Origin of the sequence: Roseibium sp. HPY-6 (assembly GCF_040530035.1) — a bacterium.
Taxonomy (GTDB): Bacteria; Pseudomonadota; Alphaproteobacteria; order Rhizobiales; family Stappiaceae; genus Roseibium.
Map to the genome: position 1 here is coordinate 2,130,336 of NZ_JBEWCD010000002.1, position 25,753 is coordinate 2,156,088.

The 25,753-nt window shown below is 57.7% G+C and carries 25 protein-coding genes; 20 read left to right on the forward strand and 5 right to left on the reverse strand.

The window, feature by feature from the left end; translation table 11 throughout:
* Positions 1-21: 21 nt before the first annotated feature.
* The 8 genes from ABVF61_RS20960 to ABVF61_RS20995 are packed head-to-tail and all read left to right on the forward strand — an operon-like array spanning position 22 to position 7,918.
* Positions 22-1,539 carry a sugar ABC transporter ATP-binding protein gene (locus tag ABVF61_RS20960; RefSeq protein WP_353995476.1) on the forward strand — a complete coding sequence of 506 codons (1,518 nt, stop codon included), beginning with the start codon at positions 22-24 and terminating at the stop codon, positions 1,537-1,539.
* Positions 1,532-2,497: an ABC transporter permease gene (locus ABVF61_RS20965; RefSeq protein ID WP_353995477.1), complete on the forward strand. Its 966-nt coding sequence runs from the start codon at positions 1,532-1,534 to the stop codon at positions 2,495-2,497. Before ABVF61_RS20960 ends, ABVF61_RS20965 begins: the two co-directional genes overlap by 8 nt.
* On the forward strand, positions 2,494-3,438 hold the full coding sequence (locus tag ABVF61_RS20970) for an ABC transporter permease (protein WP_353995478.1): 945 nt from the start codon (positions 2,494-2,496) through the stop codon (positions 3,436-3,438). The genes ABVF61_RS20965 and ABVF61_RS20970 overlap by 4 nt, the downstream gene beginning before the upstream one ends.
* Entirely contained in the window at positions 3,435-4,388 is a 954-nt protein-coding gene (locus ABVF61_RS20975; RefSeq protein ID WP_353995479.1) for an SMP-30/gluconolactonase/LRE family protein, read from the forward strand. Before ABVF61_RS20970 ends, ABVF61_RS20975 begins: the two co-directional genes overlap by 4 nt.
* On the forward strand, positions 4,385-5,287 hold the full coding sequence (gene ltnD, locus ABVF61_RS20980) for an L-threonate dehydrogenase (RefSeq protein ID WP_353995480.1): 903 nt from the start codon (positions 4,385-4,387) through the stop codon (positions 5,285-5,287). Before ABVF61_RS20975 ends, ltnD begins: the two co-directional genes overlap by 4 nt.
* On the forward strand, positions 5,287-6,519 hold the full coding sequence (otnK, locus tag ABVF61_RS20985; protein ID WP_353995481.1) for a 3-oxo-tetronate kinase: 1,233 nt from the start codon (positions 5,287-5,289) through the stop codon (positions 6,517-6,519). Before ltnD ends, otnK begins: the two co-directional genes overlap by 1 nt.
* On the forward strand, positions 6,516-7,163 hold the full coding sequence (otnC, locus tag ABVF61_RS20990) for a 3-oxo-tetronate 4-phosphate decarboxylase (protein ID WP_353995482.1): 648 nt from the start codon (positions 6,516-6,518) through the stop codon (positions 7,161-7,163). The genes otnK and otnC overlap by 4 nt, the downstream gene beginning before the upstream one ends.
* The gene (locus ABVF61_RS20995; protein ID WP_353995483.1) at positions 7,160-7,918 is read left to right on the forward strand and encodes a hydroxypyruvate isomerase family protein; all 759 of its coding nucleotides are present in this window, start codon (positions 7,160-7,162) and stop codon (positions 7,916-7,918) included. Before otnC ends, ABVF61_RS20995 begins: the two co-directional genes overlap by 4 nt.
* A 316-nt stretch (positions 7,919-8,234) precedes the next feature.
* On the opposite strand, the gene ABVF61_RS21000 is transcribed toward ABVF61_RS20995, so the two are convergent.
* Complete coding sequence (locus tag ABVF61_RS21000) at positions 8,235-9,017, reverse strand: Fpg/Nei family DNA glycosylase (RefSeq protein ID WP_353995484.1); 783 nt, start codon at positions 9,015-9,017, stop codon at positions 8,235-8,237.
* A gap of 200 nt (positions 9,018-9,217) precedes the next feature.
* The gene (locus ABVF61_RS21005) at positions 9,218-9,799 is read right to left on the reverse strand and encodes an SOUL family heme-binding protein (protein ID WP_353995485.1); all 582 of its coding nucleotides are present in this window, start codon (positions 9,797-9,799) and stop codon (positions 9,218-9,220) included.
* A gap of 273 nt (positions 9,800-10,072) precedes the next feature.
* Here ABVF61_RS21005 and ABVF61_RS21010 point away from each other — a divergent pair, with 273 nt between their 5' ends.
* Positions 10,073-11,290, forward strand: a complete 1,218-nt coding sequence (locus tag ABVF61_RS21010) for an FAD-binding domain-containing protein (RefSeq protein WP_353995486.1) — start codon at positions 10,073-10,075, stop codon at positions 11,288-11,290.
* A gap of 175 nt (positions 11,291-11,465) precedes the next feature.
* Positions 11,466-11,882 (forward strand): DUF1499 domain-containing protein, encoded by a 417-nt coding sequence (locus ABVF61_RS21015; RefSeq protein WP_353995487.1) that lies wholly within the window; start codon positions 11,466-11,468, stop codon positions 11,880-11,882.
* A gap of 164 nt (positions 11,883-12,046) precedes the next feature.
* Here ABVF61_RS21015 and ABVF61_RS21020 read toward each other — a convergent pair whose 3' ends face one another.
* On the reverse strand, positions 12,047-13,045 hold the full coding sequence (locus ABVF61_RS21020) for a LacI family DNA-binding transcriptional regulator (RefSeq protein WP_353995488.1): 999 nt from the start codon (positions 13,043-13,045) through the stop codon (positions 12,047-12,049).
* A gap of 113 nt (positions 13,046-13,158) precedes the next feature.
* Between ABVF61_RS21020 and ABVF61_RS21025 the strand changes: the two genes are divergently transcribed.
* The 10 genes from ABVF61_RS21025 (at position 13,159) to ABVF61_RS21070 (ending at position 23,020) form a co-directional block, all read left to right on the forward strand.
* The gene (locus ABVF61_RS21025) at positions 13,159-14,172 is read left to right on the forward strand and encodes a phosphotransferase family protein (RefSeq protein ID WP_353995489.1); all 1,014 of its coding nucleotides are present in this window, start codon (positions 13,159-13,161) and stop codon (positions 14,170-14,172) included.
* Positions 14,169-15,482 carry a phosphopyruvate hydratase gene (gene eno, locus ABVF61_RS21030; protein WP_353995490.1) on the forward strand — a complete coding sequence of 438 codons (1,314 nt, stop codon included), beginning with the start codon at positions 14,169-14,171 and terminating at the stop codon, positions 15,480-15,482. The genes ABVF61_RS21025 and eno overlap by 4 nt, the downstream gene beginning before the upstream one ends.
* Positions 15,479-16,321 (forward strand): fumarylacetoacetate hydrolase family protein, encoded by an 843-nt coding sequence (locus ABVF61_RS21035; protein WP_353995491.1) that lies wholly within the window; start codon positions 15,479-15,481, stop codon positions 16,319-16,321. Before eno ends, ABVF61_RS21035 begins: the two co-directional genes overlap by 4 nt.
* 9 nt (positions 16,322-16,330) lie before the next feature.
* Positions 16,331-17,071: an SDR family oxidoreductase gene (locus ABVF61_RS21040; protein ID WP_353995492.1), complete on the forward strand. Its 741-nt coding sequence runs from the start codon at positions 16,331-16,333 to the stop codon at positions 17,069-17,071.
* 119 nt (positions 17,072-17,190) lie between these two features.
* On the forward strand, positions 17,191-18,465 hold the full coding sequence (locus ABVF61_RS21045) for an ABC transporter substrate-binding protein (RefSeq protein WP_353995493.1): 1,275 nt from the start codon (positions 17,191-17,193) through the stop codon (positions 18,463-18,465).
* A gap of 67 nt (positions 18,466-18,532) precedes the next feature.
* A complete protein-coding gene (locus tag ABVF61_RS21050) occupies positions 18,533-19,474 on the forward strand; it encodes a carbohydrate ABC transporter permease (protein WP_353995494.1) in 942 nt (313 codons plus the stop codon).
* Positions 19,467-20,366, forward strand: coding sequence for a carbohydrate ABC transporter permease (locus ABVF61_RS21055; protein WP_353995495.1), 900 nt, complete (start codon positions 19,467-19,469; stop codon positions 20,364-20,366). Before ABVF61_RS21050 ends, ABVF61_RS21055 begins: the two co-directional genes overlap by 8 nt.
* Entirely contained in the window at positions 20,366-21,475 is a 1,110-nt protein-coding gene (locus ABVF61_RS21060; RefSeq protein ID WP_353995496.1) for an ABC transporter ATP-binding protein, read from the forward strand. Before ABVF61_RS21055 ends, ABVF61_RS21060 begins: the two co-directional genes overlap by 1 nt.
* A gap of 3 nt (positions 21,476-21,478) precedes the next feature.
* The gene (locus ABVF61_RS21065) at positions 21,479-22,243 is read left to right on the forward strand and encodes an SDR family NAD(P)-dependent oxidoreductase (protein ID WP_353995497.1); all 765 of its coding nucleotides are present in this window, start codon (positions 21,479-21,481) and stop codon (positions 22,241-22,243) included.
* Positions 22,244-22,267: 24 nt separating this feature from the next.
* Entirely contained in the window at positions 22,268-23,020 is a 753-nt protein-coding gene (locus ABVF61_RS21070; RefSeq protein ID WP_353995498.1) for an SDR family NAD(P)-dependent oxidoreductase, read from the forward strand.
* A gap of 151 nt (positions 23,021-23,171) precedes the next feature.
* On the opposite strand, the gene ABVF61_RS21075 is transcribed toward ABVF61_RS21070, so the two are convergent.
* Both ABVF61_RS21075 and ABVF61_RS21080 read right to left on the reverse strand, forming a co-directional pair.
* The gene (locus tag ABVF61_RS21075) at positions 23,172-23,924 is read right to left on the reverse strand and encodes a DUF1028 domain-containing protein (protein ID WP_353995499.1); all 753 of its coding nucleotides are present in this window, start codon (positions 23,922-23,924) and stop codon (positions 23,172-23,174) included.
* A 16-nt stretch (positions 23,925-23,940) separates the two neighbouring features.
* Positions 23,941-25,728 carry a gamma-glutamyltransferase family protein gene (locus ABVF61_RS21080; protein ID WP_353995500.1) on the reverse strand — a complete coding sequence of 596 codons (1,788 nt, stop codon included), beginning with the start codon at positions 25,726-25,728 and terminating at the stop codon, positions 23,941-23,943.
* Between the last annotated feature and the right edge of the window lie 25 nt (positions 25,729-25,753).

Here is a 25,753-nt window from a genome sequence, read left to right on the forward strand (position 1 = left end):
GGAAAAATGTGGAAACGCCTGATGAACCAACATGATGCGCCCTTGCTGAAAATGCGGGACATTTCAATGCACTTTGGCGCAACCAAGGCACTTGAAAAGGTCGATTTCGCCTGCAGATCCCACGAGATCCATGCTGTTCTGGGGGAAAATGGCGCCGGCAAGTCGACGCTCATGAAGCTGATCGCCGGCGTTCTGCAGCCGACCGAAGGCCAGATCACTCTGGACGGTTCGGACGTCAAGCTTTCAACACCGCGTACCGCCCAGGATCTTGGGCTGGTCTGCATGTTTCAGGAATTGTCTCTGGTGCCGGACCTGACAGTGCGCGAGAACCTGCTTCTTGGTGCACCTGGGAGCGGTCTTGGGTGGTTGCGCTCGCAGGCGTTGTCCAAAGCGCAGGATGTGTTGAGCCGCATCGATGGCGGGCATATCAAGATGTCCACGCGGGTGTCCGATCTTTCATTACCGTCGCGCCAGCAGGTCGAGATCGCAAAAGCGCTTATGCGTGCTCCAAGGCTCCTGATTCTGGACGAAGCGACATCTGCTCTCAATGCCTCCGTGGTTGCGAAGGTCTTTGACCTGATCCGTGCGGAAAGGGACCAGGGCACGAGCGTCCTTTTCATATCACACAGGTTTCATGAGATTGAGGCTCTGGCTGACAGGATCTCGGTTTTCCGCAATGGCAGCCGTGTCGCAACCTTCGACCAGGGCGCCCATTCCTACGATGAGATCATCAACATGATGGTCGGTCAGAAGATCGAAGAGCTGTTCCCACCCAAACCTCTTGTCACCGCGGCCGGAAAGGAGGTTCTGAAGGTCGAGAACTTCTCATGGGAAGACCGCTTTACTGACGTGAGCCTGAGCGTGCGCGAAGGCCAGATCGTGGGCCTTGGCGGCCTCGACGGACAGGGGCAGGGGGCTTTTCTGATGGGGCTCTTCGGCCTGTTGCGGCGTGCGGAAGGAAAAATATCGGTCTCGGGAAAACCTGTCTCGGTCTCAAATCCCAAAACGGCCAAGCAGCCGGATATCGCGCTGGCGTTCATTCCCGAAGACCGCAAGACCGAAGGCTTGATTCAGGAGCAGAGCATTCTTGAAAACCTGCAGCTTGCCGCGCTCGGGCTGAAGGATCTCGATGCCTCCGATCCGGAGCTTTACAAAAGCTCGCTCGAGCGTCTTGAGCTGAAACATGGCGGAGTGGAGCTGCCGGTATCGTCGCTCTCGGGCGGTAACCAGCAGAAGGTTGTTCTTGCGAAATGGCTGGCAATCAAACCGCGCTGCCTTCTGCTTGCGGACCCGACCCGCGGCATAGACGTGAAAACCAAGACCCAGATTTACCAGATGCTGCGCCGCCTTGCCGATGAGGGAACGGCCATTTTGCTTCTCAGCACAGACTATGAAGAACTGATCCAGCTGTGTGATGAAACCCACATTTTTTACGCCGGACGCCTGACGGCTTCCATGAGCGGAGACAACATGACCGCGCAGAACATCATTGCTGCATCACTGAACGTCCCTGAAGAACGCAAGGTGGTTCATGCTTGACTACATTCGCTCAAACAGGCGCGAAGTTATCGCAGCAATTGTGTTGCTGGTACTTCTTTCTCTTTATCTGGGAACGCATCCGCGTGGCGCCTCCACTTACGTTTTGACGATTTGGGCCAACCAGTGCCTGATCCTCGGACTGGCGGCCATCGCACAGTTCTTTGCTGTTGTCGTGCGCGGTATCGACTTGTCGGTCGGTGCCGTCATGGCCCTGACCAATACCCTGGCATCACACCTGCTGGACGGCTCGGCGGTCGGGATCGGTTTCGGCATGGTCGCTGTCTTGGCCGCCGGAGCGGCCTGCGGGCTCGTGAACGGGCTCGTTGTTGTCTACGGCCGCATTCAACCGATCGTCGTGACACTGGCGACGGCGTCTATTTTCGTAGGCGTCGCGCTGATGCTTCGGCCGACGCCCGGCGGCGCGATCAATTACGATCTTGCCGACGCGGTTACGCTGGATGTATTCGGTGTGCCGACGGCCCTGATCCTCTCCGGCCTTCTGATTTTCGCGTTCTGGATACCGTTTCGGCGAACAGGACTGGGATTGGGGCTATATGCGCTGGGCTCTTCCGAACAGGCGGCTTTCCAGTCGGGCATAGACACACGGCTGGTCCGCATCGCAGCATTTACGCTGGCCGGTCTTTTCGGCGGGGCGGCCGGCCTCTATTACAGCTTTGTCACCACCACGGGTGATGCCGGGATCGCGGCGAATTTCACTTTGAATTCGATTGCGGCAGTTGTGCTCGGTGGCGTCCTGCTGCGCGGTGGCGTCGGGTCGCTCGTCGGTGCGATGGCTGGCGCTTTCATTCTCAAGACCATCGCGTCGCTCATGTTCTTTTCGGGCATTCCATCTCTCGCGCAGCCTCTGTTCGAGGGCCTGATCCTGGCAGCTGCAATCGCCGTTGGCGGCGCGGACGTGCTGCGAGCCCGCAACAGACTGGAGGTGTTCGGCCGATGAACCGCGCAATCACACCTGACAGCCTGATGCCCTATATCGGCACCGTCCTGCTTATCGCGGCGGGAAGCTTCTTCTTTCCGCAAATTCTGACTTTCGACTATTTGACGCAGCAGCTTCAGATCGCGGCATTTCTTGGTCTGCTGGCAACCGGCGCAACAATTGTCATCCTGTTGGGCCACATCGATCTCTCGGTTCCCTGGGTTCTGACGGGTGCAGCCATCCTGTCGACCGCTTTTGTCGGTTCCGGCGATCCACTGCTGACCGCTCTGGCTGTCCCGGCAGCCCTGGCGTTCGGAGCGTTGATCGGAATTGTGAACGGAATTGGGGTCGCGATCCTCCGTATTCCTTCAATGGTTTGGACACTGGCCATCAACTCGATCCTGCTGGGCCTCGCCGTTCTCAATACGGGCGGGTTCAACCCAAAGGGTGAGTCGAGCGCGCTGATGGTATCCATGGCGGCAGGAAGATTGTTCGGGCTGCCCATGAGCTTTCTCATCTGGATGGCGGTCTGCGTCGGCATCATGCTGTTTCTGACCAAGACGCCGTTTGGACGTTATCTGAGGTCGATCGGCTACAACGAAAAGGCGACGTTTTTGTCCGGGGTCTCGACGCCGAGCGTCGTTTTTGTCGCTTTCGCGCTGGCAGGCATGTGTTCCGCGATGGGCGGCGTTTTGCTGGCCGGCTATGCAAACCAGGCCTATCAATCGATGGGAGATCCGTTTCTGCTTCCGACAATCGCTGCTGTCGTTATCGGGGGAACATCCATACTGGGAGGACGGGGCGGATTGTTCGGGACCGTCGGCGGTGCTCTGTTTATTACACTGCTGACGTCGATACTTTCTGTCATGCAGATCGGTGACGCCTGGAGAAGCATCGTTTTCGGCGCGATCATACTGGCTATGCTTTTGTTCCAGACACTGCGCAAAGGAGCACGCGCATGACACCCGGATACATAACGGTTGATCCACTCTTTGAGGATTTCATCGACACGTCAGTCGCGCCCGAAGTCATCGCAAAAGGCTGTGTCTGGACAGAAGGACCGGTCTGGCTCAATGGCGGTCTCTTCTTCAATGACATACCCAACAAACGGATGTTGCGGTGGAGCGAACGGGATGGGGTATCGGTCGCGCTTTCAAACAGCGAGTTCGCAAACGGCAACACGCTGGATTTGTCTGGCAAGATGGTGTCCTGCGAACATGGCGGGCGGCGGGTTGTCCGGCGGCAAGATCCGTTTGATTTGACCGCTGCGGAGACAATCGTCGACACGTTCGAAGGCAAAAGGCTGAATTCCCCCAACGATGTCGTGGTCCGCTCGGACGGATCGGTCTGGTTTACCGATCCACCTTATGGCATCAACTCCGACGTTGAAGGATACCCGGCTGAGAGCGCAATTGGTGGCTGCTATGTCTATTGCGTCGCGGCGGACGGGGAAATACGCGCTGTCGCAACAGATTTCGACAAGCCGAACGGTCTGGCTTTTTCACCGGACGAGACCAAACTCTACATTGCCGATTCCGGGGCCATTCGCGGCGCAAGCTTTCCCGGCATCGACTACAGTCTTCCCCACCATATCAGGGTATTTGAAGTCGACGGCACAACGCTGAAAAACGGCCGTGTCTTTGCTGTCGTTGCTCCCGGCATTCCAGACGGATTTCGTGTTGACCATGAGGGCTACGTCTGGACTTCGGCTTTGGACGGTATCCACTGCCTTTCGCCCGAGGGTGCACTCATTGGCAAGATCGTGCTGCCCGCGCAGACTTCCAATGTCTGCTTCGGCGGGCAAGGTGGAAAAACAATGTTCATCACGTCCTCCGACAAGGTCTACCGGGTTCACAGCAACCGCAGGGATGCTGCCCAAGTGCTTCGCGAAAACGAGGGGAGAGCCTCATGACCAGCCCGTTGAAAATTGCTGTCATTGGACTCGGGTCCATGGGATTTGGCATGGCACGGTCATGCGTTCGAAGCGGCCATGACGTTTTCGGGGAAGACATCGTTTCCGAACGCGTCGACAGTCTCCGGAGGGAGGGCGGTGCAGATGATGCTGTCGAAACTGTCGCCGCGAGCCTCGATGCGGTCGTGATCGTCGTGCTCAATGCCGAGCAGACCGAGACCACCCTGTTTGGAGAAGCCGGCCTTGTTCCAAAGCTCAAGCCGGGAGCGGTCGTGGTTGCTTGTGCGACTGTGCCTCCGGAATTCGCCAGGACAATGGAGATGCGTTGCCAGTCGCACGGCATTCATTACCTCGACGCGCCCGTCTCCGGTGGATCGGTGAAGGCGGGAGAGGGCAAACTTTCCATAATGGCCGCCGGGACGCCTGAAGCATTTGCCGCCGCCAAGCCGGTTCTGGATGCCACATCCGAAACCGTTTTCCAACTGGGAGACAGGGCCGGCGCAGGCTCGGCGATGAAGGCGGTCAATCAGCTTCTGGCAGGTGTGCACATTGCGGCAATGGCGGAAGCAATGACGTTCGGCATGACGCAGGGCATAAATCCGCAGAAGTTTATCGACGTCATCAGCAGGTGCGCCGGAACGAGCTGGATGCTTGAAAACCGTGCTCCGCATGTGGCCGCCGGGGATTATACCCCGCACAGCCAGGTTGTGATCTGGCCGAAGGACCTCGGCATCGTGCGGGAGACAGCCAAAAAGTCCGGACTGGAAACGCCGATCACGGATGCAGCTCTTCGACAATACACGGCCGCGGTTGAGATGGGGCTGGGCCACGAAGACGATGCAGCTGTCACCAAGGTATATGCCCGCAGCGCCGGGCTGCAGCTCCCGGGGGAAAACTGATGAAGCTAGGTTGCATAGGCGACGACTTCACAGGGTCAAGCGATCTCGCAAATACACTGGCAAAACAGGGTATGCGCGTAACACAGTATTCCGGTACGCCGAGTTTCGATGCAGCCGAAACCGTTGATGCCGGTGTTGTGGCGCTCAAAAGCCGGTCGATAGACCCAAAGGAAGCCGTCGCGCTATCGCTTGAAGCGTTGGACTGGCTGAAAGCTCAAGGATGCGAGCAGTTTTTTTTCAAATACTGCTCGACTTTCGATTCCACACCCGCCGGGAACATCGGTCCCGTGGCAGAGGCGCTCGCAAACGCCGTTGGTGCGGAAAAAGTCATCGTTTGTCCCGCATTTCCGGGAACCGGCCGTTCCATTTACCAGGGCCATTTGTTCGTCAAGGACTGTCTCTTGAGCGAATCCGGCATGGAAGCGCATCCGCTCACACCGATGACCGACCCCGACATCCGGCGTTGGCTGGCGCGGCAGACCGATCTTGCCGTCGGGCACGTGGCCGCCGCGTCTGTGTTTGGGGGCGCCGATGCAATTCGCGCAGCCCTGGACCAGGAGCAGTCTGACGGCAAGCGCCTGATCGTCGTCGACGCCATCAGAGATGAGGATCTGATGGCGATCGGGAAGGCCGCGCACGGCCTGCCGCTCGTTACCGGAGGATCCGGTGTTGCTCTTGGGTTGCCGGCAAACTTTGGCTGCAAGCCGTCAAGGGTTTCCTGGACGGCGCAACAGGGTCGAGCGGTTGTCCTATCCGGGTCATGCTCCAGCGCCACGCGCAGGCAGGTCGCCGTTCACCGCGCCCGGTATCCAGCATTTGAGATCAACGCTGCCGATGTCATGGAAGGCCGGTTGGTGCCGGCGGACGTTTCCGAATGGCTGTTAAATGCGCAGGGTCTCCCGCTCGTCTACAGTTCCGCAGATCCGGCGGAGGTTGCAAAAGTTCAGGAAAAACACGGTCGGGAACGGACAGCAACCGCCCTTGAGCGCTTTTTTGCGGAGACTGCGCGGCGTGCCCTCAATGGCGGCGTGACCCGGATCATTACCGCCGGCGGCGAAACCTCCGGTGCGGTCGTTGAAGGACTTGGATTGGAAACGCTTGAAATCGGTCCGGAGATCGATCCGGGTGTTCCCGCGCTCAGAGCCGGACCAGACCTTGTCGTTGCCCTGAAATCCGGCAACTTCGGTGCCGATGACTTTTTCGAAAAAGCCGACCGGGTTCTTCAAGGATGAAGGAAGCCGCCTTACGGGACCAGATCTGCCTGCTGGCGCGGTCGCTTTTTGAACGTGGCCTGACCCATGGCTCTACCGGCAATATCTCGGCACGCACCGAAGACGGGGGACTTCTGGTTTCACCGACGGGTACGAGTTTCGGCCGTCTCGATCCGGGCAGGCTCAGCAGGTTCGATTGTCAGGGCAAACATGTCGGCGGCGACAAGCCGACCAAGGAAATGCCCCTGCATACAGCTTTCTACGATACCCGTTCAACGGCAGGCGCGGTCGTTCATCTGCATTCCTGCCACTCGGTGGCACTTTCCATGCTTCCGGATGTCGACCCCGACAACTTTCTGCCACCCTTGACGGCTTATGGCATCATGCTGCTTGGAAAGGTAAAGCTTTTACCGGTTTTTGTGCCGGGAGATCCAGCGATGGGCACTGCCGTCCGGGGGCTGGCAGGCAAACGAAGCGCGGTGATGCTGGCCAATCACGGTCCCGTTGTCGCCGGCAAGGATGTGGAAGCTGCCTGCAACGCAATCGAGGAACTGGAGGCAACAGCGCGCTTGGCACTGATGCTTCGTGGCGCGGGTGCTCTGGCGCTCAATGCCGAACAGATCCAGGCAGTTGTGACGAAGTTCAATGTGGAGTGGGATGATTGACCAGGTTTTCCGCCAATCTTGGGTTCTTGTGGAATGATCTGCCTTTGCCAGAAGCGATCAGGGCTGCGAAAGCTTCCGGGTTCCATGCCGTTGAGTGCCATTGGCCATATGAAACAGCCGCGCCTGTTATAAAGGCGGCGCTTGAGGAAACCGGCCTGGATATGCTCGGGCTGAACACGGTGCGCGGTGATGTTTCTGCTGGTGAAAACGGCTTGTCCGCACTTCCGGACCGGCAGGCGGAAGCACGCGCAGCGATAGATCAGGCCATCGACTACGCCGATGCGGTCGACGCGGCGGCCATCCACGTAATGGCGGGAAAGGCCACAGGCTCAAAGGCGCATGCAGTCTTTCTTGAGAATCTCGCATACGCGACGGATCGAACACGCCGGACGATCTTGATCGAACCGCTCAACCGGCATGATGCGCCCGGCTATTTCCTGGAATCGACGACGCAGGCAAAGGACATTATTGCCGAACTCGCGCGACCGAACCTTAAACTCATGTTTGACTGCTATCATGTCGGCCGTTCAGAAGGCGATGTCATCACCCGCCTCACGGAACTTTTGCCGATTGTCGGCCACATTCAAATCGCCTCCGTTCCTTACCGAAGGCAACCTGACCACGGGGAATTACACTACCCGTCGATTTTTGCAAAAATCCTGGAATTGGGATGGCAACGCCCCATCGGGGCGGAATACAAACCTGATGGCCAGACCGACACCAGTCTTGGTTGGTTGCGCGAATATACGCATTAGCAGCCGTACCGGCCCATGCTTCCGCCAATGAGCTACGCAAATGACGCTGCGGGACATCAGACCGGCTTGAAGGCGACCCTGGTCAGCTTTGAACCGCCAGTCACCGAGCACACAATCCGAATGAACGCCCGCTTTCGCTGTTTTGTGCTGGCTCGGAGTTTGACCGGGCTGTAGGCGTGGATCCCTTGGGATGTGTTTGGCGTTTGCGCCTGTTCCTGCAGGCGTCGCCGTGATGGAGTTCAAACGCGGCGGGTTTGGAACAAAGATCGATGTTTGGCAATTTCAGGTCTTTGACAGCCCGGTCCGGGCCAGTGGGTCAAACCGCGGGTTGACAGGCTTCGCAGAGGTACACTTTCCGATTTGCAATTTCGCGACACTCCACATTTCCCTTACACTTCGGACATACCTTCTTTCCAAATATGTTGACCCGCTCGGTGAGGCGTCCGCGTCCTTTTGGGACAAGTTCTGTCGTGATGATCGAGTTGCGCCAGACACCAATTTCCAGCAAGGCAACTGCGTCTTCCCAAAGCCGATCAAAATCACCGCGGTTCAACTCCCGGCCCGGCGTAAAGGGATGGATGGCCAGGCGCCAAAGGATCTCCGTGCGGTAAATGTTCCCAATCCCCGCCATCACAGATTGGTCCATGATCAATCGACCTATTGGAGCTTTGCTCTTGGAGATCCTGTGATAAGCCCGGTCCCGGTCTGCATCCGCCCTGAGCACATCCGGTCCAATGCGGGCTGTCAGCGTGAGTAACTCCGGCTCGTCGAGCACCTCGCAAGTGTTTGGACCATTGATGTCGATTACATGACCGGGACCCACCAGACGCACACGCACAGCGCCCTTTGGCTCACTAAGCGGAAGCTTTGATTTGCGGAGCTTGCCGAATAGACCAAGATGGATGTGCAGGGACAGTCCTTGTTCAAAGTGGTAGATCAAATGCTTTCCGTAGGCCTCTACACCTGTACAAAGCAAACCGTCTATTCGCTTTGCCCCTTCGGCAAACCTTCCTTGCGGAGAAGAAACGCCCAGAACTTGACCAGCCAGAACTTTGCGGTGATCGCGCGCTGCGCGGTGGATTGTGTGACCTTCCGGCAAGATGACTCCTTGAGATATTTCAACCAGGTTTTCGGTGTGTTACGCCGCAGACGGTCCAGCAGTTTGCCGAACCTCACCTTTTGAAAAACACCTTCAAAATAGGGTGGATCCTGCCTTCCAAAAGACAAAAGGCCCGACTTGAGAGTGTTTTGCGCAAAATCGTTGAGGTTTTGTCCGCCGAATTTTTTGCCGAGAGATAGTCAACTCACCGCAAGATGAACCTCGTTATGCCGTTGCGCTGGAAGGACATAGGGCGCGTCGTAAAAGGCATATGCAAACGCACCGTGCGTCGTAATCTTGTGTTCTTTGAGGAGTGCCTTAAGACGAGCGGCAGCACCTTGGAAGTTCCGATCCGACCAGCGTCCGGAAAACGACAATGTCGCAACACGGCAGGAAGGCAGACTGACGAGTTCGACCCGCTTGTCATTTGGCGCGGAAGCAGTCTGTGCAGTCGTGGCAGCTGGCAGAAAAAAGGAAACCAGCCAATACTCCGGGAGCGCAGCTACCGCGTTTCTTTCTGACGTGTCTTCAGCGGAAAAGGTCTCGGGCTGCTGGATCACGGGCGCGGTCATCGCGTATGTCCGGCGGTCGCGATTATTGCCTGAAATATAGCTGTAAAGCGCGTTGAACCCTTTGCGCGTTGCGTGACTGCGCCCTCCCGGGATCTTGATCTGTACAGCACTGCATTCGAAATAATCCCGAAGTTCGTAGCTGCCATGCGTGTCCAGCACCTCGTATGACGGCTGCTCAAGTGTGGAACGTTCGTGGTTCGCCTTTACCAATCTCAACTCCCCCGGTTGACTGTAAGCGGCCGACGCGACGGCAGCTTCCACCTATCTCGGCCATCTGGTGCAAATGAGAGCGACTGCCAGATCAAGTGGGACAGCGTGACGCAAGTCGACCGCCGGTAACCGTTCCGAGCAAATCAGTTTTTTGACAGTGAACGTGCTCCTTTGCTGATCGGAGATCCGGTTTCGCATGCGAGCTTGCGAGCTCATGCATCCATAGACAGCTTGCCTCCGTATTCAGAGCGACGAAGTGAGGCAATGATACCAATGATCACCTGGAAACCGACACGCTCTGAAGCTCTTCAGGTGCTCGAAGACTTCATCCCGAAGATGGGCCGGGCTTATGCATCCGGCCGCAACTATGACCACGGCCCGGGAGCGCATCAATCTGTCTCCTGCTTGTCACCCTACATTCGGCGACGCCTGATCACCGAGCAGGAAGTGGTGAACGCGGCACTGGAGCACCACGGTCAGTCAGGCGCGGAAAAATTCATTCAAGAGGTCCTTTGGCGAAGCTACTTCAAAGGCTGGCTTGAGCGCCGGCCTGGTGTCTGGTCCGCCTATAGGCAAGGACTCGCACAGGATCTGGACGCTGTCTCGGCAAATGCGGGACGGCAACGTGCCTTGGAGGAAGCGGAATCAGGCCGCACCGGACTGGACTGCTTTGATGCCTGGGCCAGGGAGCTGACAGACACGGGATACCTGCACAATCATGCCCGTATGTGGTTCGCATCCATTTGGATCTTCACCTTGAAACTGCCCTGGCGCGTTGGCGCTGACTTTTTCCTCCGGCATCTTCTGGATGGTGATCCTGCCTCGAACACATTAAGCTGGCGCTGGGTTGCGGGACTGCACACGCGCGGCAAGCTCTACGAAGCACAGGCTTGGAACATTGAAAAGTTCACTGGCGGTCGCTTTACGCCAGAACCTTTTGACTTCGAGACCGCACCCATTGCACTTGACGGGACTGAGCCTGAGGGGCTGCCGCCATTGCAACCCGTTCGTCCCGCACGTCCACCTGAGCGCAACACGCCGACACTCGTTGTGCTTACCGAAGATGACTGCTTGCCAGAAACGCTTTTTCCAGATCACCTCGATATCCGGAGCGTCGCCATTCTCCCGACCAGCGAATTGCGGTCTCCGCGTCCCGTGGCCGGCGCGGTTGCGCGTTTCGAAACCGGGGCACTTCTGGACGCTGGAGAGCGGTTTGGAAACGGCCATGAAATGTTGGATGCGGCATTGCCTGAAAGCCTGGTTGTCTTGGCTGAGCGCTGCGGTGCACGGCAGCTTCTTGCGCCCTTCGCACCGACCGGTCCGCTTAAGGACTTTTTTGACGCCGCTGCACCGGCAATCGCAAAGCAAGGCCTCTGTCTCAGTGAATGTCGCCGACCCTGGGACGACGCTGTGTGGCGGTACGCTTCGGCAGGTTTTTTCAAGGTCAAAAAGCAGATCCCCAACATTCTCGACACGATGGCTGCTGCGTAACAGAAACCGATGTGACACAGCCCAGTGCGCAAAAACGCGAAAACCGTATATCGCTGGAGTCTCGATGCGTCTGTCTGTCCTGTCGCGTGCTGGCGCCTGGGATGTATAAGAACGACAGGCAAAATCCCTGCCGCTGCTCGGCAATACAGTATCCAAAAAGGACTGAACGCGAGACATGAAAATCTTGGCACTTGCCGTTGTCGTTCTTTTGCTGGTCGCGGTCGTCGTGGCGGTTTACATCCGATTTGCACCCGTCAAAAGCGCCGATGTATCACTGCTGCCAAGTAATGCGCCAGGCGACTATGCCTTGCCCGGTGGCTTTTATGCCGTGCGCCCGCTCGAAGCTGTCGATCCAGTTGCTTTGGAAGCGCAGATTGCAGCGACGGTGCGCACCAAAAAGGTGTCCGGTTCAGCACGTGACCTTCCCATGATTTTTATCCACCGTTCACTGGTGTGGGGGTTTCCGGATGTGACCCATGTCTGGGTCGACGCGGACAACCTGCATGTCCACTCCCATCTCGTCTTCGGCAAAAGCGACCTTGGCGTTAACCGCGAAAGAATGCAGTCCTGGTTTGCCAGCCTGGGGCTCTAGGGAACGCACGCGAGCAGAAAAGGGTAGTGCGGCAGAGAGATACTCTTTGGGCTGAAATGCTCTGCACCTGCGTACGGCCGAGATTTACGCTTTTCTGATCCGAAAGCAAAGGCCCGAAGGGAGGAGGGTGCTGAAGGCCGCAGCCCTTGCAGCGGCGCGGTTCGTCAGGTGCCGCGAACGATCAACTGGGCCTCAAACTCAAATGTCTGTTCGGCGCCGCTGTCATTGCCGTTGTCACGCAGGACTTGAAGGGCCTGTTCGGCAAGGGGGGTGACAGGGACGCTGATCGTGGAAATGCCGCCCTCGATCCACGTGTAGAACGAGGGATCGCCGTAGCCGATGAACGCGATTGCTTCGCCGGGTTTCTTGCCTGAGGTGAGCAGCGCATTCAGAGCGCCGTTGGAAATTTCGAACCCCCCGCACACAATGGCTGTCGCTTTATTTTGCTCAATCAGCGCGTTGGCCGAAGCGCCTCCCATCTGAAACGATGGTGGCGCGGTTTTGACCAGATCCGGGTCACGTTCGAGCCCGCATTTTGCGAGCCCGCTCAAGTAAGCTTTCAGTCTGTTCCGCCCGGACGACAGACTGGAATGCGCGCCGATATAGGCGATGTGTTCGTGACCTTGGATGTAAAGGTGTTCAACGGCACCTGCAATCGCGTTCGTGTCATCTACTAAAATGGCGCTCTCACTGCCATTCATGGGCCGCTGCCGGATCAGTTGAATGATGTTGATGCCGTCGAGATGGACCGGCGTTTGAGTTTCCTCCGCCTGCGCGACAGGTGCTGGAACCACAACGACGGCCTTGGCCTGAACCTCTCGAAGTTGCTGCAGGGCATGCTGTTCCGTGATGAAGTCATCGTTTGTCAGATGAATGATGAGCTGAAACGCAAAACTCTCGCAGATGCTGGCAAGTTCATTGGCAAACCGCGCATAAAACTCATTGACGATATTGGGCAGCAGCAGCCCGATGATTTTGGTGCCGTCGCCGCGCATGGCCATCGCCGCGGCGTTCTTCACATAGCCGAGTTCCGCTGCTCTGTTCCTGACAAGTTCACGCGTTTCCTTCTGAACGTTTGGGTGATCCGAAAGTGCCCTGGACACGGTCATGTGCGAAATGCCGAGGTCCCTGGCAATGGTTTTGATTGTGACCCGAGCCGCCAAGAGGACGTTCTCCATTTTTCATTGTTGCGCAAACTATGGCTTGACAGATCTGATAGTGCAATGGCAAATGTTCACGTGAACATAGTTTCCTGATGAGGCGACAAAACCACAAAATGCCGACAGACCTGCGAAACAGATGCGAACAATTGGCGGCTGAGATCGGCCTGGTGGATCCGGCTGCGATCGACGACGTATTGCCGCTGACCGGTGGTGTCGCTTCGGACATCGCCATGGTGAACGCGGATGGCAAGCGGTTCTGCATCAAGTTCGCATTGCCGAAACTGAAGGTGGCCGAAGACTGGCATGCGCCGGTTCACAGGAACAAGGCGGAGTATGAGTGGCTGCGGACCGCGGCACGGATTGCACCGGAGTGTGCCGTAAAGTTGTTTGGCCGTTCGGATAGCCTGCACGGTTTTGCAATGGAGTACGTCTCCGGTGAGGAGGTCTCTCTCTGGAAAACAGATCTTCTGGAAGGCAAGTCGGACAGCAGCAGACCGGCTGCCGTCGGAGATCTCATTGGCCGGATACACCAGGCTTCCAGCAAGCCGGAGTTCGACACCGCGCCCTTCCAGAACCGGGACGACTTTTACGCAATCCGCATCGAGCCCTATCTCGTGTTCACGGCGTCAAAACACGCGAAAGTTTCTTCGGAATTACATCAACTTGCCGACAGCCTTTACGAAACCTCAAAAGTACTCGTGCATGGAGATGTCAGTCCTAAGAACACTTTGTTCAGGGTGGAAAAACCGATCATTCTGGATGCCGAATGCGCGACTATGGGAGCGCCGGAATTCGATGTTGCTTTCTGCCTGAATCACCTTGTTCTCAAGGCACAGCACGTTGCCTCCCTTCGTGCCGATCTGGCCACGCACGCGCATGTGTTCTGGTCCGCTTATGCGGAAAAGGTCAGCTGGGAGCCGGCTGCGGAGCTGGAAGCAAGGGTCTGCCGTCTTTTGCCGGCCCTGATGCTGGCACGGGTCGATGGAAAGTCGCCAGTCGAATACCTCGATGAAGAATCGCGAGGCGTTATCCGTGACGTATCGATGAGGCTTCTGATGGTCCCCAAAACCACCATCGCAGGCATTGTCGATGAACTGCTTGATACCTGGAAGGGCGATAATCCGTGACTGCAATTCACTCGGTCAAAGGACGGCGCGTATGGGATTCGCGGGGCAATCCGACAATCGAAGTCGATGTGCGCCTGGAAGACGGTTCCCTTGGCCGGGCGATTGCGCCGGCTGGGGCGAGCAGGGGGACACGCGAAGCGCTGGACCTGCGCGACGGTGGGAACCGGCTGCGGGGCAAGGGCGTTGCAAACGCATTGCGCGGCCTCAACGAAAGGATCGCACCGGCGCTGATCGGAATGAATGCGGCCGACCAGTTGTCGATCGATCAGAAACTCCTCGCGCTGGACCCGACGCCGATCAAGGAAAACCTGGGCGGCAACGCGATGGTTGCCACGTCGCTGGCCGTTCTTCATGCCACGGCCGCGAGCGCTGGAAAATCGCTCTGGCAACACGTTGCCGATCACTATGGCTGCACTGCGTCGCTGCCTCTGCCTGAAATCCAGATTTTCGGCGGAGGTGCGCATGCAGGACGGCGGGTCGACATCCAGGACTTCATGATCATGGTGCCTGGGGCAAAGAGCTTCGATGAGGTTATGGAAGTGACCAACGAGGTTTATTTTGCCGCCGGCGACCTGATGTCGTCGCGCGGCTGTCTTGCCGGTGTTGCGGACGAAGGTGGTTGGTGGCCGGAGTTCAAGAGCAACGAGGAAGCCCTGGAAACGCTGATCCTTGCCATTGAGAAGGCTGGCGAGAAACCGGGCGATCGTGTGGTGATTTCTCTCGATGTTGCCGCTTCGGAGTTCGGACGCGAAGGCCGCTACCGTCTTGCGCTTGAAGACCGGGAAATGGACAGCGGCGAGCTGATTGATCTGCTGGGAAGCTGGCTTGATACCTATCCGATTGTCTCGATCGAAGATCCGCTTGGCGAGGATGATACACCGGGCATGGTCGAATTCACGAAGAGGCACGGTGAAAGCGTGCAGATCATCGGAGATGATTATCTGGTCACGAACGCGGATCTCGTCGAACAGGCCAAGGCCGATGGTGCCTGCAATGCCGTTCTGGTCAAGGTGAACCAGGCGGGAACGGTCAGCGAGGCCGTTCAGGCCTTCTCGGCGGCCAGGCAGGCCGGTTGGGGCGCGATTGTTTCCGCGCGTTCCGGCGAAACAGAGGATGTCTCGATTTCTCACCTTGCAACTGGTCTTGGCTGCGATCAGCTCAAAGTCGGCTCCTTCACGCGATCGGAACGCATGGTGAAATGGAACGAGTGCCTGCGCATTCAGGAAGAACTGGGAACGGATACGTTCGCCGCGGGCCGCGCATTGCGTGGAACATGGTGGGGCAGGAAGCAAACGGGAATGAATAGATGAAGTTCATGAGACTGGGCGACCCCGGTAAGGAGACCCCTTGCGTTCTGGATCAAGATGGCGTGGCCAGAGACATTTCGGGCCTGGTTTCCGATATTTCGCCCGAAACCATTTCCGGGTTGGCGGAGGCTGTCTCGCGCTCCGATTTGAGCGCACTTCCGTCCGTTGGCCAGGACGGTGTCCGGATCGCGGCACCTGTCAGTCAGCCGCGCAATATCTACTGTATCGGGCTGAACTACAGCGACCATGCCCGGGAAGCGGGAATGGACATTCCAGAAGAACCGATCCTGTTCAACAAGGCGTCCGGAACCTACTGCGGCCCCAACGATCCGATCCTCTATTCGCCGAAAATGACGAAACTCGACTGGGAAGTTGAGCTTGGCATCGTAATCGGGTGTCCGACACTCAATGTGTCGAAGGCCGAAGCGCTTGAGTGCATACTGGGTTACACCCTCGTCAATGATGTGTCGGAGCGTTCCTGGCAGCTTGAGCGCGGCGGTCAGTGGGCCAAGGGCAAGAGTTTTCCGAATTTCTGTCCGACAGGCCCCTGGATCGTCACTGGAGACGAGGTCGGCGATGCGCGTGAATTGCCGATGTGGCTGGATGTCAACGGCACCCGAATGCAGACCGGCAACACGGCAACCATGATTTTTGATCCGGCAACGATCGTGAGTTACCTGAGCGATTTCCTGCGCCTGGAACCGGGTGACCTTATTTGCACGGGGACACCGCCCGGTGTCGGGGCAGGTATGAAACCGCCTGTCTGGCTGAAAGTCGGCGACACGGTCTCTCTCGGGATCGAGGGCCTGGGCAGCCAGCAACAGTCGGTCGAGGAGCTTTAGGAGAAAGCCATGGCGGGCAGGTTGGATGGCAAAACAGCGATCGTAACGGCAGCAGGGCAGGGCATAGGCCGTGCGGTTGCCGAGCGTCTCCATGCTGACGGCGCAACCGTCTTTGCCAGTGATCTCGACGAAGCACTGCTGAGCAGCCTGTCCTCTGCCGGGACCATGCAGCTTGACGCGACCGATGGTGCCGCTGTCGAGGCGTATTTCGTAGATTTCGACCGCGTCGATATTCTGGTTCACTGTGTCGGCTATGTGCACCAGGGAACGATTGAGGAGTGCGCTGAAGAAGACTGGCTGCGCTCCTGCGATATTTCCCTAACCAGTGCCTACAGGGTGCTGCGTGCGGCCATTCCGAAAATGAAGGAAGGCGGCGGCAGCATCATCACGATCGGGTCTGTCGCCAGCTCGATCAAGGGGTTCCCGAAACGGGCGGCCTATTCGGCGGCCAAGGGCGGCGTGATCGGCCTGACAAAATCTGTTGCAGCGGATTATCTGAGCTGCGGTATCCGCTGCAATTCGGTGTGTCCCGGGACGGTCGACAGCCCGACCTTGCGTCAAAGAATTGAACAACTGTCGGATGAGTTGGGTGGCCGGGAGGCCGCCCGGAAATTCTTCACAGACCGCCAACCCTCAGGGCGGTTCGGAACGGTGGAGGAGATTGCCGCCCTGTGTGCATATCTGGCGTCGGACGAAAGCGCCTTTGTAACCGGGCAGGCGATCAACATAGACGGGGGGATCACCATCTAGGCGGGCTCGTGCGAGCTCACCGGGAAGCGCTGCACACTCAAAATTCGGCAAGAAATGTTCACGTGAACGTTTGTGTGCAGCAAAGTCGAACAAGGGTCATTTTCGAGGAGGAAAGACCGATGACGATCTTGCGTAAGAAACTGATAATGCCGGCTGCCGCTGCGATGGTGGCATCAGGTGTCCTGGCCAGCAGTGCCTTGGCTGAACCAAAGACAAACCTTCTTCATCAATGGCATTCAGGCTCGAATGCCGAAGCCATCAACGTACTTGGCGAAATGTTCGAGGCGCAGGGTGGAAGCTGGAACCAGACGGCTATCCCTGGGCACACGTCAAACACGATTGCACGCCTGCGCGCGGACGTTATTTCCGGAAACCCGCCATCGGCCGTTCAGCTCAAAGGACCGGAGATCGGAGAATGGGCCAAGACCGGCCTGACGGCAGATCTGAATGCGCTGGCGGAAGAGGAAAAATGGGAAGACGTTGTCGCGCCTGAACTCGTCAGCGTGATGAAACCGCACGGCCAATGGGTGGCCTCTCCCATGAACATCCACCGGATCGACTGGATGTGGGCGTCGAAATCGGCCATGGACGCGATTGGCGCTGAAGAATTGCCGAAGACCTGGGATGAGTTCAATGTTCTGGCCGAACAGATGGCGGAAAAAGGCATCATTCCGGTCGCCCATGGCGGACAGGACTGGATTGACGGAACGCTGTTTGAAATCGTGGTTCAGGGCATCAGCTCCGACCTTTTCAGACGCGCCTTCATCGAACTCGATCTCGAAGCGCTGAACAGTCCTGAAATGGTGGCCGCCTTTGATCAGCTGCGCAAAATGGTCGGCTGGATGGACCCGGCGTTTCCAGGGCGCGGCTGGGAAGAGCCTCTGAACATGATGGCAAAGGGCGAAGCCGGATTCTACTTCCATGGCGACTGGGCCATCGGGACGATGAACGCGGCCGGATATGAATACGGCAAGGACTATCTTTGCGCCGGTGCGCCGATGAACAGCGGCGATCCGGGATACATCCTCAACTCAGACTCCGTCGTTTTCTTCAAGCAATCGGATCCTGACTTTATCGAAGGCCAGAAGATGATGGCGTCGCTGGTCATGTCCCCGGATTTCCAGAAAGTGTTCAATGTTGCCAAGGGCTCCATTCCGGCGCGTATGGATATTGAGCTCGGAGATGAATTCAATCCCTGCCAGCAGCTCAATCTCGTCGATCTGAGAAATGCCGCCGAAGCCGGCACGGTCGTGCGGTCCATGGCGCACAACATGGCTGTTCCGGAGAAATTCCGTAAAGCGATGTTCACCGTCATTTCGGAATTCATCACCAGCGATATGAGTTCTGAGGACGCGGCACAGAAAATGGCTGAAGCCGTGATCAACGAATACTGATCGCCTCAATTCAGGGAAGGGCTGCGTCACAGCCCTTCCTGCGTCCTACCAACCACTCGGGCACGTCATGCAGTCTGTTGCGCTTACGCCGGAGTTCAGGGCAAGGCCGGTCAGTCGCGCCGCGAGGATGGCGCAACTGGTCCCGACGCTTGTACTGCTCCCGACTCTCGTCACCACGGGCATCTACATCTTCGTTTTTGTCTGCTGGAACATTTACCTGTCGCTTTCCAGCTCGACGCTTCTGCCGGTCTACGACTTTGCCGGGTTTGACGCCTATACAAGGCTTTGGCGAAACCCGCGCTGGACGACAGGCGTGCAGAACCTTGCCGTGTTCGGAACGCTGTACATCCTGTTTTCCGTTCTTGTCGGTGTCACGCTCGCCATACTGATGGACCAGCGGGTTAAAGGTGAGAACTTCCTCCGCTCGATCTTTCTTTATCCGATCGCAATTTCCTTTGTTGTCACCGGCACCACGTGGCAGTGGATCCTGAACCCGTCGACCGGACTTGAAAAGTTCTTCCATGATCTCGGTTGGACAGGGTTCGAGTTCAGCCTGATCACGAACCGGGAAACCGCGCTTTATGCAGTGGTTTTGGCCGCTGTCTGGCATGCGTCGGGCTTTGTGATGGTTATGGTTCTGGCTGCGCTGCGCGGCGTTGATCAGGACGTGGTCAAGGCAGGGCGTATCGACGGCGCCAGCATGACCAAGATCTACCGGAGGATCATCCTGCCCTCAATCTGGCCGGTGATGATTTCGGTGCTGATCATCCTGCTGCAGTTCGCGATCAAGACATTCGACCTCGTACTGGCGCTCACCCATGGTGGCCCGGGCATTTCAACGACATTTCCGGCGATCTTCGTCTACGACCGGCTGTTTGCCGCCGGGGAACTCGCCCAGGGCGCGGCTGCTGCGGTTTGGTTGTTAATTGGCCTGATTGTCGTTCTGCTTCCGGTCATCACGCTCGGTTGGGTCTACCGCAAGCAGAAAGCAGGAGGTGGACATGGCTGACGCGCAAGCATTGCCTGATTTCAACCGGAAACGACCTTTCAATGCACGGCTGCTTGCCTCCAGAGTGCTGGTCTATGCGACCCTGATTGTAGTGGGCCTTTTCGCCATCCTGCCGCTGGCGGTGATCTTCCTGAATTCGCTTCGCTACAACGAGGACATACTCAGAGAAAGCTTCATTGGCTGGCCGACCAGGATCACTCTGGAAAACTGGGACGTTGCCTGGAGTTCTGCCTGCATCAACGCCAGTTGCACGGGCGTGGAACCCTATTTCTGGGCCTCCATGCTGATGGTCGTTCCGGCGACCATCATCTCCACCGCGATCGGTCTGCTGAACGGCTTCGCGCTCACCAAGTGGAAAATGCCGTTTGCAAGTGTCGTGTTCGTTGCGATCACCATAGGTGTGTTCCTGCCCCCGCAGGTGGTCCTGCTTCCCTGGGCCATCGCGCTGTCCTGGCTGGGTCTTTCAAAGTCGCTGGCAGGACTTGCGCTTGTGCACATCATTCAAGGGACCTGTTTCACCACGCTCTTTTGCCGCAACTACTTGATCAATCTGCCGGATGATCTGATCAAGGCGGCGCGTATCGATGGTGCAGGTTTCTTCAGGACGTTCTGGAAGATCGTTGTGCCTTTGTCGCCGCCCATCATCATCGTGACGGTGATCTGGCAGTTCACCTTCATCTGGAACGAGTTCCTCTTTGCGGTGACGTTCAGTTCCTCCGATTTCCGGCCGATTACGGCCGCGCTCATGTCACTCAACGCGGATGACACCGGTGTCAGCGAATACGGCTTCGGATCTGCCGCCGTTCTGATCGCGGCGATACCGCCTCTCCTGATCTACTTCTTCGGCGGCCGCTACTTCGTCCGCGGTCTTACACAGGGAGCTGTCAAGTAATGGCAAGCCTCACTATCAGCAACGCCTGGAAAAAATACGGCGACTTTCTGGCTCTTCGCGATATCAATCTGGACATCGAGGACGGAGAGTTTGTCGTTCTTGTAGGACCCTCGGGGTGCGGGAAATCCACGCTTCTTTCGATCATTGCCGGACTTGAGGAAACCTCCTATGGGACGCTGAACATGGGCAGCCGGGATGTGACCGACCTGTCCGCAAAGGACCGGAATATCGCCATGGTGTTCCAGTCCTACGCGCTTTACCCAACCATGTCGGTGCGAGAGAACATCACGTTCGGCATGGAAAACAGGAAGGTCCCCAAGGACCAGCAGAAAAAGGCGGTCGCGGACGTTGCAAAGCTTCTGCAGATCGAAGCGCTTCTGGAGCGGAAACCGTCGCAACTCTCAGGCGGACAACGACAGCGGGTTGCCATGGGGCGCGCGCTCGTGCGGGATCCTGAATTGTTCCTGTTTGACGAACCTCTTTCCAATCTCGATGCAAAGCTCCGCGTCGAGATGCGCACCGAAATCAAGAAGCTGCACAAACGTTTGGGCCAGACGATCGTGTATGTCACGCACGATCAGATCGAAGCGATGACGCTGTCGGATCGCATCGTGGTCATGAATGGCGGGATCGTTCAGCAATTCGCGGATCCGGACACGATCTACCGCGAACCGGCGAACAGGTTCGTTGCTGGCTTCATGGGATCGCCTTCCATGAATTTCATTGATGCGGTGGTCGAAGGTAAACCCGGAAACATCACCCTGGTTCGCCGGTCCGGCGACGGCGAACTGACGATCCCTCTGAAAGACCGTCATGATGAGCTTGCCGCCTATGCCGGCAGGACCGTTACCATAGGCGCGCGCCCGGAGCATTTCGTCCTGACCAGTACAGGTGAAGACGCATGCGTGCCGATTTCCGCCCGTGTCGATGTGGTTGAACCGACAGGCCCCGACACGATGCTGGTGTTTTCGTCTGCGGATCTTTCGCTTGTGGCGGTTTTGCCAGCGAATTTCCGCCCGGAGGAAGATGCCCGGATAGACCTCTTCCTCGACCTTGAGAACATCTGCTTTTTCGACCCCGAGACAACCGAGCGGATTCCGAGGACCTGAAGCATGACCGACTTCGCACTTTACCCGAGCCTTCAAGGCCTGAACGCATTCGTGACGGGAGGTGCGACCGGTATCGGGGCTGCGATCGTTTCGGCTTATGCGGCACAAGGTGTTCGGGTGGGGTTTGTCGACATCAATGAAAATGCGGGGACGGCTCATCGCAAACGGCTTAAAGAGCAAGGAGCAGAGGTCTGGTTCCGCGCCGTGGACGTTACCGAGACGCGGGAGCTGCAGTTGGCCATTGAGGCGTTTTCGGAGAGAGGAGGGCCGATCGATCTTCTGGTCAACAACGTCGCCAACGATACGCGCCACGCATGGAGCGACGTCACGCCGGAAATGTGGGAGAAGTCGCTCGCGGTCAATCTCAACCCGGTGTTCTTCGCCATACAGGCCGTTGCAGCCGGGATGATGGAAAGACAGCGCGGTTCGATCATCAATTTCGGCTCGATCTCCTGGAAGGCAAAACACGGGGGCATGCCCGCCTATACGACCGCAAAGGCCGCCATTCACGGGTTGACGCGTTCTTTTGTGCGGGAGTTCGGTGCACACGGCGTGCGCATAAACACCGTGCTTCCGGGCTGGGTGCTGACGGAAAGACAGCTGACAGAACATTTCGGTGATGACGGCAATTCCATTCTCGAACAAAACCAGCCTTTGCGCGGCACGATCAGCGAAAGGGATGTGGCGGCACTGGTGATGTTCCTGAGCGCCGACGACAGTTCCATGTGCACGGGCCAGGAATTTACGCTCGACGGCGGCTGGATCTAACCTCTTAATAACCGGAGACTTTTCATGAACAGAATTGATCTAGACGGTCGTGTCGCGATCGTGACGGGAGCCGCGCGTGGCATGGGCTACGCGATTGCACAGCGGTTTTTGCAGTCCGGAGCGTCCGTTATGCTCTGGGACCTGAAAGAGGACACTTTGCGTAAGGCGCAGAAAAAACTTTGCGCATTTGGCGATGTGCAGGCCGAGCAGCTTGATGTCGTCGACTTTCCGGCCGTCCGGGCTGCCGCCGACCGCGTCAAGGAAAAGCATGGCAGGATCGACATTCTCGTCAATTCCGCCGGGATTGCCGGTGTGAATACACCGCTCGCTGATTATCCCCTTGATGTCTGGAACCAGGTCATGAGCGTCAACCTCAACGGGATTTTTCATACCTGCAAGGCTGTTGTGCCGCATATGCAATCCGGCGGCTACGGCAGGATCGTCAATATTGCCTCAATGGCAGGAAAGGACGGAAACCCAAATGCGTCCGCCTATTCGGTTTCAAAGGGCGCCGTCATCACGCTGACCAAGAGCCTCGGCAAGGAACTCGCGCAACAAGGCATTGCGGTAAATGTCGTTGCTCCTGCTGTCGTGGGGACTGAAATGCTTCAGGACGTAACCGAAGAGCAGCTCGGTTACATGCTTGCCAAGATCCCGATGGGGCGCATGGGCACGGTCGAAGAGATTTCGAGCCTCGTAAGCTGGCTCGCATCTGAAGACTGTTCCTATTCCACCGGTGCCGTCTACGATCTGTCTGGAGGCCGCGCAACTTACTAGGCAAAACAAACTGCAACCGCCAAAGGAGCTGATCGCGTTCGGGTAAGAACAGATCAGCTGCAAGGCGCTTGAAAAGATCAGCGTTCGCGAGGAGCCGCCTCTTGACCCGAAAGGTCAGGTTGATCGGGCTGCATCAAAAGCGCTCGCGGCCTCAGCTTGCAGGCGTTGCAAACGAAGCACTGAGGCGTCCCGCTTTCTTTCTCTCCGCTTCCAGATCGGCGATTTTCCGGTCGATTTCGGTGCGATCGAGGAGGCCGTGGATATTTTCGCGCGTTGGCATCAGTTCTGCGAAATGCAGATAGCGCTCCTGTGCGACCGCATGCAACCGGCGGAGTTCTTCCAGCGGCGCTGCATGGTCGTCGGCGCGTATGTCCAGCCAGGGATAGTCTTCATCGTGTACGATTTTGAGGGCTGCTGACTGGCGCCCGCGTTTGTCTCCCCCGGCAGCCTCAGCCGCTTCCATCGCGCTCAAGAGCCTTTCTTCGAAGGGCAGGTTGGTGTTTGTCAGATAGGCTTCCATGGCGGCTTCGATAACCTGCGGACCCGCGAGCATGTTTCCGGCAACCGTGACGTGGTCTTCAATCAGATGACCGCACCAGTCGATGCATTTGTCACCGGTGAAGGCTGCGGCCCTGCCTTTTGCGTCGATAAGGTGGATCTGGCGGGAATGGCTCCCGTCGTCCCGGTCCACGACCGTATCGATGACCCTTTGTGCAGAGACACCCGAACGGAGGAGGGAAAGCCCTTCCGTTCCATAGATCGGACTGACCAGTGCTTGCGTTGCGATCGCACCGACCTGTCCGGCCAGGTGCGGCACGACGGCACCAGCGGCAAAAAAGCGGCTCGCTACAGAGATCCCATAGTACCCCGTGGCCTTGTCTCGAGCGACAATTGAAAATGTCATCTCTGTCTGCCTTTCCTCATCTGCCGGCCGCATAGGCCTGCATCAGGCGCGGTGTTGCACCGGCCCGCAACAAGCCGTGCGCGTCACGTGCTGCCACCGTCAGCCTGCCGATCGTCCATTCATCGGCAACTTCAACCGAATGCCCTTGGCTTCTCAGGCTGGAGAGCGTGTCTGCGCCAAAGCTTTCTTCCGCCATGATATGCCCCGGCTGGCGCTGACGCGGATGGAAGGACGCCGGAAAATGCGTGGTGTGAAAGAGCGGCATATCGAGGGCAGCCTGCAGATTGCGTTCGTGATGTGCCAGGCGCAGGAACAGGGCAAGCTGCCACTGATCCTGCTGGTCGCCGCCGGGGGTGCCGAATGCGAGGGCTGTCCCGTCATCGTGAAACGCTATGCTCGGCGTGAGTGTAGTGCGCGGACGTTTCCCGGGTGCCAGGGAGCCCGGAAGGCCGTCTTCAAGCCAGTACATCTGGGCGCGGGAATTGAGCGCGAACCCAAGTCCGGGAATAACCGGAGACGATTGCAGCCATCCGCCTGACGGTGTCGCGGACACGATATTGCCCCAGCGGTCTATGACATCGATGTGGACGGTATCGCCGCGTTTTTCCGACAAATGCGCCATCGTTGGTTCATAGACGCCGGTTTCAGAAATACCCGCGCTTTCGATGACTTTCATCGTGCGTTCGACCTGATCTTCAAAACCGGGAATGACACCCGGCCGCAGATCGGTGGACGCCTGCTCGCAAATGAGCGATCTGCGCTCCGCGTTGTAAGCTTCTGACAGGAGGACATTCAGCGGGACATCGCAGAAATTGGGATCGCCGTAATAGGCCTCCCGATCCGCATAGGCGAGTTTCATCGCCTCCGTGACAAGATGCACGAATTGTGGACCGGTGGGCTCGAGCGACGCGAGATCGAACCCGCGCAGAAGGGACAACGACTGCAAAAGAACAGGGCCCTGGCCCCAGGGGCCGGTCTTCAGAACCGTCCAGCCGTTATAAGCAGCGCTGACCGGGTCTTCATACGTAGCGGCATAGCCGGCAAGATCGTCAGCGCTCAGAACGGCTTTGTGGCGAGCGCCGGAACCATCCATCACTTCGGCCGTTTGCAGATAGTCGCCGATGGCTTCTGCGATAAATCCGCGATAGAAGCAGTCACGGGCCGCATCGATCTGCTTCTCGCGCCCGGTTGCAGCTTCGGCCTCTTTCAAAATCCTCGACCATGTTTCGGCCAGCACCGGGTTCGTGAAATTCGACTCAGGGGCTGGAACGCTGCCGCCGGGAACCCAGGTTTGGTAGGATGTCGGCCATTCGCTCTCAAAGAAGTCTTTCAGGCCCGCGATCGTCGCACTGACACGCGGCAGAAGCGGGTGCCCTTGGCTGGCATAGTGAATTGCCGGCTCAAGAACGGTTCTGAGCGGTAGGACGCCATGGTCCCGCAGAAGCAGCATCCATCCGTCAAAGGCTCCCGGGATGACGGTCGCAAGCAAGCCGTTCCCGGGAATAAGGTCGATGTTTTCGGACTTGTAGTGACTGATTGTTGCACCTGCCGGTGCAGCGCCTTGCGCGCAAAGGACCTTGGTTTCGTTCTGACTTGCGTTGTGGAAGAGGACCGGCAGGTCTCCGCCGGGTCCGTTGAGATGCGGCTCGACAACCTGAAGGGCAAGACCGGTTGCGACTGCGGCATCAAACGCATTGCCGCCGAGTTCCAGCATGCGCATGCCCACCGCAGTGGCGATCCAGTGTGTCGACGTAACGACACCGAAGGTGCCTTTGATCTCGGGTCTGGTGGTAAAGACTGTCATTTGGACATCCGGGTTTGAGCGTTTC